Source organism: Acinetobacter lactucae (assembly GCF_013344765.1).
GTDB classification, from domain to species: Bacteria; Pseudomonadota; Gammaproteobacteria; order Pseudomonadales; family Moraxellaceae; genus Acinetobacter; species Acinetobacter lactucae_A.
Window position 1 is genome coordinate 1 of sequence record NZ_JABVBF010000143.1, and the last position, 8,946, is coordinate 8,946.

Below are 8,946 nucleotides of genomic sequence, written 5' to 3' on the forward strand. Positions count from 1 at the left end.
GTATGCGTCTGGTTATCTATATCTCTAATGGGCACAAAATGCTTGATTAAAATATACAAATAAATCAGGAGTTTGTTTCCATAAAATGATTGAACAGGCCAGAAGAGTAATCACGAGCAAAGTCATAATTATTTTCAAAAGTAAGGCATTATGCGTCATGAATAATAGCCTCTTCATTTACAAAGAAATGTACGATTACCCCTAATATACTCAAAGCTATTGAACATAGCCAAATCGCATTGTAATTACCTGTTAAGTCATGGTTAACACCGCCAAGCCAACCACCAAAGAAAGAACCGACTTGATGAGTGAAAAACACAATACCACTTAACATTGAAAGGTATTTAACACCAAACATATTTGCCACAATGCCGTTTGTGAGAGGAACTGTAGAGAGCCATAGAAGTCCCATAATGATGCCAAAAGCATATACCGTATAAGTGCTTAGAGGTAATAGTAAAAAGGCGATGATTGCGATGCCACGGCTGCCGTAAAGTGCCATTAATAATTTAGGTTTTGAGAACCGATCTCCTAACCAGCCCGCACCATAAGTTCCTACAATATTAAATAATCCAACTAAAGCAAGAAATACGGTACCAGTAGCTGCATCAAACCCGTGGTCAATTAAATAGCCAGGTAAATGCACACCCAAGAACACAACTTGGAATCCACATACTAAAAAGCCTAAAGCTAACCACCAGAAGGGCTTATGTTTTCTGGCAATATTCAGTACTTCTTTAAAGGTGAGCTGAGGTTGTGCAATTGCTTTTGGTGTTTGAGTGCTAGGGCCTTTTAACATCCAAGCCAAGGGAATGATAAGAGCAATTAATAGCGCACTTACCATTAAAGCTGCTGACCATCCCACTGTTTTAAGTAAGAGTAGAGTGGAAGGCAGCATAATAAACTGACCAAAAGAACCTGCTGCACTGGCAATACCCATTGCCATACTCCTTTTTTCAGGCGGAGCAGCTCGGCCTACTGCACTAAGTAATACCGTGAAAGAAGTTGCTGATAAAGCTAAGCCAATAATAAGACCTAGGCTCAAATTCAAAATGAGTATACTTGAGCTAAAAGCCATTAGTAGTAAGCCGAGGGCATAAAGTAGTCCACCAACAGCAACCACAATTTTACTGCCATATTTATCTGCGATTGCCCCAGTAAAAGGTTGAACTGCACCCCAGATTAAATTTTGCATAGCGATTGCAAGACTAAAAATATGCTGTCCCCAGCCAAATTCATGGCTCATCGGTACGAGGTAGAGACCGAAACCATGACGAACACCTAATGAAAGTGCCAGAATAATTGCACTGCCAATCAGCATATAGATGAGGGACTGAGAAAATTGGTTGCCAGTTTTAGTCATGATTAATGGAAAATTATAATAATGATGATTTATTGTAGAAGATATATCGAAAAATATCGATATAGTTGGAGGGAATATTTAAGCAAAATTAAAAAGTTCTTAAGGATCGTATTTTATGAGAAGAAAATTAAAGAAGCAGACATCATTTTGATCCCTGCTTCTTGTAGAAATTATGCTGCGGAATTACGTTCAAGTAATGCTTGTTCAAAAAGTACTTGCTCTTTTTCTTTATGTTCAGTCGTGAAGCGAATTAGAATTACGCTACAGCCTGCGACCATAACCAAACCACCTAAAATAAATAGACAAGTTTGAACATCAAGTAAGCCTTTAAGTAGGAAACCAGCTGCAACTGCACCTACATTGCCACCAGCCCCAATAATGCCGGCAACACCACCTAATGCATTACGATCAATAAATGGTACGAGAGCATATGTTGCACCACAAGCCATGTGAGTAAACAGTGCAAAAATTGTCATAGAAATAATTGCAAGGGCAACTACATTCATTTGCGAAAAGAGTATGAGGAATAAACCTTCGCCCAAAATCATGAGCACCAGTACTTTAGTGCGACCATCTAACCCTTTTTTGAGTGCGACTTTATCAGAAATAATACCGCCAAGCGCACGAGCGAATAATGCTAAAAGTCCAAATATTCCGGCAGTTAAACCAGCAGTTTTTAAATCCATTTTGAACTGATCAACATAGTACATTGCTGCAACGTTATGGATGAAAATTTCGATTCCGAAACATGCTCCGTAAGCCACAAATAAAATCCAGACACGGTAGTTACGCGCAGCCTGCATTAAAATTGCCATGCCACCTTTTTTACCACTACCGACTTCAATGCCTTGTGCGCGAACTTCTTTAAAGTTTCCTTGAGGGCAGTCTTGGGTGAGTTTCCAGTAAAGAATACCCACAATGACCATCATTACGCCCGGTACGATTAATGCAACACGCCAGCCCATAGCTTGCTCAACACCAAACATAACAATTGCGCCCAGCAATAAAGGCATGAGTGCTTGAGTTGCACCACCACCAGCATTTCCCCAGCCAGCCGCTGCTGCATTTGCTGTACCTACCACGTTAGGGGCAAACATGACACTTGTATGATATTGCGTAATAACAAAACTTGCACCAATAGCGCCGATGAGCAAACGGAAGAATAGGAAAGATTCATAGCTATTTGCAGCAGCTACACCAAATACGGGAATACTGCCAAGTAGGAGAAGCGCAGTATAGGTAATACGTGGACCATATTTATCACAAAGTGGCCCTACAATAAGCCGCACTAAAATCGTAATAGCAACAGCAGCAATATTAATATTGGCAATTTGGTCCTTGGTTAAACCAAACTCACCTTTAATCACGGGCATTAATGGTGCACATGCAAACCATGCGAAAAAACAAACGAAGAAAGCGAGCCATGTCATGTGGAAGGCACGCATTGCTGGAGTTGAAAAACTGAATAGTTTAATCTCAGTTGCTTTTTTTGCATCGAGATTGATATTTGAAGACATACGCCGTCCCCCTGAACTGAACGAAATTTTAATTTGCATGGCAATTTATTGCCTATCTGCAGACCGATCAGAGCGGACATCGTTGGCCGTCTTGGTTTGTTCATCGAATCATCGTTGATTCATCATGCTATGAGTAAAGCAAGGGCCGTGCCAAAAAATTAATTTTACTAAAAGGGAAAAATTACTTTTTAATTTTATTGAGTTACTTTGTAGATGTAAAAATAACTAAAAAAGGAACATCAAAATGAAAGGAGGGTGATAGGAGTATGGAAAGTCTGTTTTATCTATTATGTTTATAAAAAATGCTCATTTTTTTAGCATTTTGATTTAAAAAGAAGCAATTTTTAGGAACTTATAGATTGAAAGAAAGCTATAAAACGTGCATAAGTTTTTATAGCTTTGTGATTAAGAATGATTAGAAACGATAACCGACACCAACATATGTAATGAGTGGATCAATATCAATTTTGGTATTTGCTTTAATTAGCTCTTTGCCTGTATTTTGGTCAGTCACATAGATTTTTGCTTCACTATTCATTTTAGAATACGAAACTGAACCAACAGCAAACCAGTTTGGGTTGAAGTCATAAGATGCACCTAAAGTCACAATTGGTGCAAAAGTATCGGTCGCTTCTAGTTCCACGATAGGATTTGCTGATGATGTTTTGCGATCTAATGCTGCCCCAGCTTTACCATCATGGATATTCTGGATCATGTGACCCGCTTGAATTAAATCAGCTTCAATACCAGAATTCATTTTTAAATCATTAAAGTATGCATACATCACGCCAGCTCCGATATAAGGACGGAACTTATTTACACCTGTTTTACCAAACTGATAATGTAGTTCAACTGCTGGCAACCATGCACGTGCGGTCGCAGCCTTGCCCCCCTGAAAAAGATCAGTAATATGAAGGTCTTGTTTTAGAGGAATATCTCCACCCGCATTAGAAATTCCACCTCCTATGATTCCTCCAATCAAAGATCCATCTTTTAATGGAGTCGCTTTTCCAGAAAGGGGGGCGTAAATATTACCTTTTCCATTAATATCTACTTTAGGGGGAATACCGCCTTTAATTTCTAAAGATAAATTATCCGTAAAGTTGTAGTTAAACATAAGACCAACAGTATCCACATCATCAGCTTCTAAGCCAGAACCTTGTTGTTCCCATTGAGAAAGTCCATTAACTTCTGCTGTACCCGCGAGTGATGAGGGAAGGGTGTCTGTAAACTTATCAAGAAGGCTAATAGTGCTATACCAGAATTTTCCTGAAGCTTTACTTTGATCGATTGCATCTAAAACGGCTTTTGTAGATACATCTCCAACTTTAGATGTTGTACCTTCTGCAACACTAGTATTGATATTGACAGGATTTCCTGAGCCTTGAGGCATGGCATGGAGCCAACCAGCAGAGACAGAAAAACGTTTGAAGCCATCGCCATCTTTAAAACTAAAATATGGTGAAGCGGCATAAGTGACTGTTGGCAGAGCAAAAAAGGCAGCTGTCATACAAAATAATGACTTTTTCATCATAAAAGGACTCCATGTCCGGCATTTGTTTACTGATTTTTATTGAGCCCACCATACCGTGTTTTATTAAATTGATTGTGTATTAAAAATTAATAATTGTAATTTTTTTGAAATATTTGTTTAAATTTAGAATGGTTTGTTAATAAAAAATACATAATAAATGATAAAAGGCTACACAAAGCAGCCTTTTATTTAAGTTTGTTAAAATATTAGTTGAAGCGAGATAGGTCTTCTTCAGGACGAGCAGTTAAAACTTCAATACCTGTTTGAGTAACTAAAATAGTATGTTCATATTGAGCTGAAAGTTTATGGTCTTTCGTTACAACCGTCCATTTATCACCTAACAATTTAGTTTGCCATACGCCAGCATTTACCATAGGTTCAATCGTAAAAGTCATACCTGCTTCTAAGCGCATGCCTGTACCAGCTTGACCATAATGGAGTACTTGAGGTTCATCATGGAAAACAGTTCCAATACCGTGACCACAATATTCACGTACTACGCTAAAACGTTCTGATTCAACATATTTCTGGATTGCATGGCCGATATCCCCCAAATATGAACCGTCTCTAACAGTTGCCATTCCACGATACATCGCTTCTTGAGCAACCTTACATAAACGGTTCGCTAAAATAGAAGTTTCACCACCAACGACATACATCATGTTGGTGTCGCCGTGATACCCATCTTTAATGACAGTCACGTCAATATTAAGAATGTCGCCATTTTTTAAGATTTTATTTTCAGAGGGAATACCATGGCAGACAACATGGTTAACCGAAGTACAGATAGAGTGTTGAAAAGCAGGGCGCCCAGGAGCTCCCCCATAGCCGACACAAGCAGGAATGGCATGCTGCACATTTTCAATGTGATTACGACAAATGGTATCAAGTTCAAGTGTACTTACACCTGCCTTGATATGGGGCTTGATCATCTCTAGAACTTCAGCCGCCAGTCGTCCCGCAATGCGCATTTTTTCAATTTCATCTGGAGTTTTGATTAATCGACGTGGAGCTGTATAAGTACTGTTCATGATCTCTAAAAACTTTTGGTAATTTACAAGTGTCTATGGTATAAATAGCCGCCCATTTTATCAAATGCTTTTCGTGAATATCTTTTACGAACAATTTTGATAGATGGAGTAAAAAATCCGCACATATATCGTCACATTACTCTGGGTGCCTGTAAAAGGGTGGAGAATGCGGATATATGGAGGCCTAACCCAACTTTTAAGGTAAAGAAAATGGCAGATTACAACGTAAGCATGCGCGACCTTCTTCAAGCAGGTGCGCACTTTGGTCACCAAACTCGTTTCTGGAACCCAAAAATGCGTCAATACATTTTTGGCGCGCGCAACAAAATTCACATCATCAACCTTGAGCACACTGTTCCTGCGTTAAATGATGCTTTGAACTTCGCTAACCAATTAGCAAGCAAAAAGAACAAAGTTTTGTTCGTTGGTACAAAACGTGCTGCTTCTAACATCATCCGTGAACAAGCTCAACGCGCTGGTCAACCATATGTAGATCACCGTTGGTTAGGTGGTATGTTGACGAACTGGAAAACACTTCGCCAATCTATCAACCGTTTAAAAGATCTTCAAACTCAATCTCAAGATGGTACTTTTGCTAAGCTTACTAAACGTGAAGCTTTAGAACGTGCTCGTGAGATGGAAAAACTTGAGCGCTCTTTAGGCGGCGTTAAAAACATGGGTGGTTTACCTGACGCATTATTTGTAATCGACGTTGATCACGAAGCGATTGCAATCAAAGAAGCAAAGAACTTAGGTATTCCTGTTATCGGTATCGTTGATACAAACTCTAACCCAGACAACGTTGATTACGTTATTCCTGGTAACGACGATGCGATCCGTGCAGTAACTCTATATGCTTCAGCTATGGCTGACGCAATTCTTGCTGGTAAAGAATACGCTCAATCTCAAGCGAACGCTCAAGCAAAAGGCGATGACGCTGCGAAAGACGCTTCTGAGGCTTAATGCGTTTTGACGCAGGCTTGTCATTTTTGCGACATGTAATGGTGGCAAATTAAGCGTCGAGAGTGCAAACGGCCCAGAGTTTCTTTGGGCCGTTTTTGTTGAACAGATTTATTTTCTACCGATTTTAGGAGATCAACATGACTGCAATTACTGCAAGCATGGTAAAAGAATTACGTGACCGTACTGGTCTTGCAATGATGGAATGCAAAAAAGCATTAACAGAAGCGAACGGTGACATCGAGCTTGCTATTGATAACCTTCGTAAATCTGGTCAAGCTAAAGCTGCTAAAAAAGCAGGTAACATTGCTGCTGACGGTGCAATCACAATCGTTCAAGAAGGCAACAAAGCAATTTTAGTTGAAGTTAACTGTCAAACTGACTTCGTTGCTAAAGACGAAAACTTCTCTAACTTCTCAAAAGCTGTTGCTACTGCTGCATTGGCTGCTGGTGAAACTGATGCTGCTAAAATCGCTGAATTAAAATTAGCAGATGATCAAACAGTTGAAGAAGCTCGTATTGCACTTGTTCAAAAAATCGGTGAAAACATCCAAGTTCGTCGCGCGAAAATCGTTGAAGGCGAAAACTTGGCTATCTACAAACACGGTTTAAAAATCGGTGTTGTAGTTTCTTATACTGGTGATGCTGATACTGGTAAAGGTATTGCAATGCACGTTGCTGCATTCAACCCAGTAGCTGTAAATGCTGAGGCTGTTCCTGCTGACCTTATCGCTAAAGAAAAAGAAATTGCTGAAGCGAAAGCGTTAGAATCTGGTAAACCAGCTAACATCGTTGAGAAAATGGTAAGTGGTTCAGTTGATAAATATTTGAACGAAGTTGCTCTTGATCGTCAAATGTACGTAATCGACAATGACAAAAAAGTTGCTGATGTATTAAAAGCAACTGGTACTACTGTTGCTAATTTCGTACGTTTCGAAGTTGGTGAAGGTATTGAGAAAAAAGCAGAACTTAGCTTCGCTGAAGAAGTTGCTGCTGCTCAAGCTGCTGCGAAGTAATTCGTATCACAATAAAAAAAGCCCCATTGGGGCTTTTTTTATCTTAGTTAAAATAAGGGGATACAATGACAACTAAAAAAAATCTCAGTATTGGTGGTGTCATTATTTTATTGATTGCTGCATATTTTGGTCTGGATTTATCTGGGAATAAGCAAAGTCAATCACCATCGTCAAATATACCCGTAGCTCAGCGTAATGAAACTACACTTTCAAATAATGGGGTGGACACTGTAAAAGCTGCTTACGAGCAAAGACAAAGTAATGTTCAAGTGCGGGGAAGTGGCCGAGTTAAAGCAATTTTAAGAGATGATAATGATGGGTCGAGACACCAGAAGTTTATTCTAGTATTAAACAATGGCCTTTCAATTTTAGTCTCACATAATATCGATTTAGCACCTAGAGTTTCTAATATAAACAAAGGTGACATTATTGAGTTTTATGGCGAATATGAATACAACCCAAAAGGTGGTGTTTTGCACTGGACTCATCACGACCCTCAAGGTCGTCATGAAGGTGGTTGGCTTAAACATGATGGACAGATCTATCAATAAAACCTAAGTGAACGTTTAATCAGATTACTTTTCATAGAGCAATTTTGTTCTATTCAGTTTGTTAAAACATGCTATGGTTTTTTTATTGAATAGATGAGACGTATTTATGCAGCGGGAGCAAGCCGATTATCTGCATGTGCGAGAATTGGGCGGTTTAGAGTTATTAAAAGCACATTATCACCAAACACAATTTTCAAAGCATACTCATGAAGGATACTGTATTGGTGTGATTGAAGAGGGGGCACAGTCTTTTTTTAGGACGGGACAGCTACATGTGGCTCCTAAAGGCGATATTATTTTAGTCAATGCTGACGAGATTCATACAGGCTCATCGGCTGTTGAGTCTGGGTGGCGTTATCGAGCAATCTATCCCACACCTGAAATGTTGGCAGAAGTTAGCCAGGATTTTTTTGAAAATCAACATGGGGCACCATGGTTTCCACAAGCTGTGATTCACGACCTAGGTTTGGCTCAACAGCTTTGTTTACTTTTTGATTTATTAGAACAAAAAGATAATTTCCTACTCAAAGAAACGATGTATTTAACAACGTTAGCTTGTCTTATGAAAAGACATAGTAGATCAAATCATACTTTTTGTGAGTTGCCAGAAGCGTATTCAAAAATATTAAGGGTTAAAGAGTTGTTGATAGAAATGCCTGAAGCGAACTTTTCTTTACAGGATTTGGCGGACATGGTCGGTTTGAGTGCTTGGCATTTTTTAAGACAATTTAAAAAATATGTAGGCTTACCACCTCATGCGTGGTTGGTTCAAGCGCGCTTGCAAAAAGCGAGACAGTTATTAAAACAGGGTGACCAAATTGCCATGGTGGCACAACAATGTGGTTTTTCTGATCAAAGCCATTTTAACCGTCATTTTAAAAAAGCAATGGGAGTGACGCCTACTCAATATGTAGCTAGCCTAAATAACTAGATTATTAAAAATTTATTTACAGCAATTTTATTCAATATAAATC

General features: G+C 39.1%; 8 protein-coding genes. 4 read left to right on the forward strand and 4 right to left on the reverse strand.

Features of this window, described 5'->3' with window-relative positions; translation table 11 throughout:
- Positions 1 to 148 precede the first annotated feature (148 nt).
- The 4 genes from HUN22_RS13160 to map form a co-directional block, all read right to left on the reverse strand.
- Complete coding sequence (locus HUN22_RS13160) at positions 149 to 1,363, reverse strand: MFS transporter (protein WP_174730164.1); 1,215 nt, start codon at positions 1,361 to 1,363, stop codon at positions 149 to 151.
- Between the two features lie 170 nt (positions 1,364 to 1,533).
- The gene (locus HUN22_RS13165; protein ID WP_174730168.1) at positions 1,534 to 2,880 is read right to left on the reverse strand and encodes an MFS transporter; all 1,347 of its coding nucleotides are present in this window, start codon (positions 2,878 to 2,880) and stop codon (positions 1,534 to 1,536) included.
- A gap of 415 nt (positions 2,881 to 3,295) precedes the next feature.
- Positions 3,296 to 4,414 (reverse strand): OmpW/AlkL family protein, encoded by a 1,119-nt coding sequence (locus tag HUN22_RS13170; RefSeq protein ID WP_174730171.1) that lies wholly within the window; start codon positions 4,412 to 4,414, stop codon positions 3,296 to 3,298.
- Between the two features lie 206 nt (positions 4,415 to 4,620).
- The gene (gene map, locus HUN22_RS13175) at positions 4,621 to 5,445 is read right to left on the reverse strand and encodes a type I methionyl aminopeptidase (RefSeq protein ID WP_046811653.1); all 825 of its coding nucleotides are present in this window, start codon (positions 5,443 to 5,445) and stop codon (positions 4,621 to 4,623) included.
- Between the two features lie 210 nt (positions 5,446 to 5,655).
- Between map and rpsB the strand changes: the two genes are divergently transcribed.
- From rpsB to HUN22_RS13195, 4 genes are all read left to right on the forward strand, one after another.
- On the forward strand, positions 5,656 to 6,408 hold the full coding sequence (gene rpsB, locus HUN22_RS13180) for a 30S ribosomal protein S2 (protein WP_002118204.1): 753 nt from the start codon (positions 5,656 to 5,658) through the stop codon (positions 6,406 to 6,408).
- 137 nt (positions 6,409 to 6,545) lie between these two features.
- On the forward strand, positions 6,546 to 7,421 hold the full coding sequence (tsf, locus tag HUN22_RS13185) for a translation elongation factor Ts (RefSeq protein ID WP_174730174.1): 876 nt from the start codon (positions 6,546 to 6,548) through the stop codon (positions 7,419 to 7,421).
- 65 nt (positions 7,422 to 7,486) lie between these two features.
- Positions 7,487 to 7,972 (forward strand): DUF3465 domain-containing protein, encoded by a 486-nt coding sequence (locus HUN22_RS13190; RefSeq protein ID WP_174730177.1) that lies wholly within the window; start codon positions 7,487 to 7,489, stop codon positions 7,970 to 7,972.
- 106 nt (positions 7,973 to 8,078) lie between these two features.
- On the forward strand, positions 8,079 to 8,903 hold the full coding sequence (locus HUN22_RS13195) for a helix-turn-helix transcriptional regulator (protein WP_174730180.1): 825 nt from the start codon (positions 8,079 to 8,081) through the stop codon (positions 8,901 to 8,903).
- The last annotated feature ends 43 nt before the right edge of the window (positions 8,904 to 8,946 follow it).

What these genes read in the sequence shown, in the direction of transcription:
- tsf (WP_174730174.1), top strand. Translation starts at nt 6,546, where the DNA reads ATGACTGCAATTACTGCAAGCATGGTAAAAGAATTACGTGACCGTACT.
- HUN22_RS13165 (WP_174730168.1), bottom strand. Translation starts at nt 2,880, where the DNA reads ATGTCTTCAAATATCAATCTCGATGCAAAAAAAGCAACTGAGATTAAA.
- HUN22_RS13160 (WP_174730164.1), bottom strand. Translation starts at nt 1,363, where the DNA reads ATGACTAAAACTGGCAACCAATTTTCTCAGTCCCTCATCTATATGCTG.
- rpsB (WP_002118204.1), top strand. Translation starts at nt 5,656, where the DNA reads ATGGCAGATTACAACGTAAGCATGCGCGACCTTCTTCAAGCAGGTGCG.
- HUN22_RS13195 (WP_174730180.1), top strand. Translation starts at nt 8,079, where the DNA reads ATGCAGCGGGAGCAAGCCGATTATCTGCATGTGCGAGAATTGGGCGGT.
- HUN22_RS13190 (WP_174730177.1), top strand. Translation starts at nt 7,487, where the DNA reads ATGACAACTAAAAAAAATCTCAGTATTGGTGGTGTCATTATTTTATTG.
- HUN22_RS13170 (WP_174730171.1), bottom strand. Translation starts at nt 4,414, where the DNA reads ATGATGAAAAAGTCATTATTTTGTATGACAGCTGCCTTTTTTGCTCTG.
- map (WP_046811653.1), bottom strand. Translation starts at nt 5,445, where the DNA reads ATGAACAGTACTTATACAGCTCCACGTCGATTAATCAAAACTCCAGAT.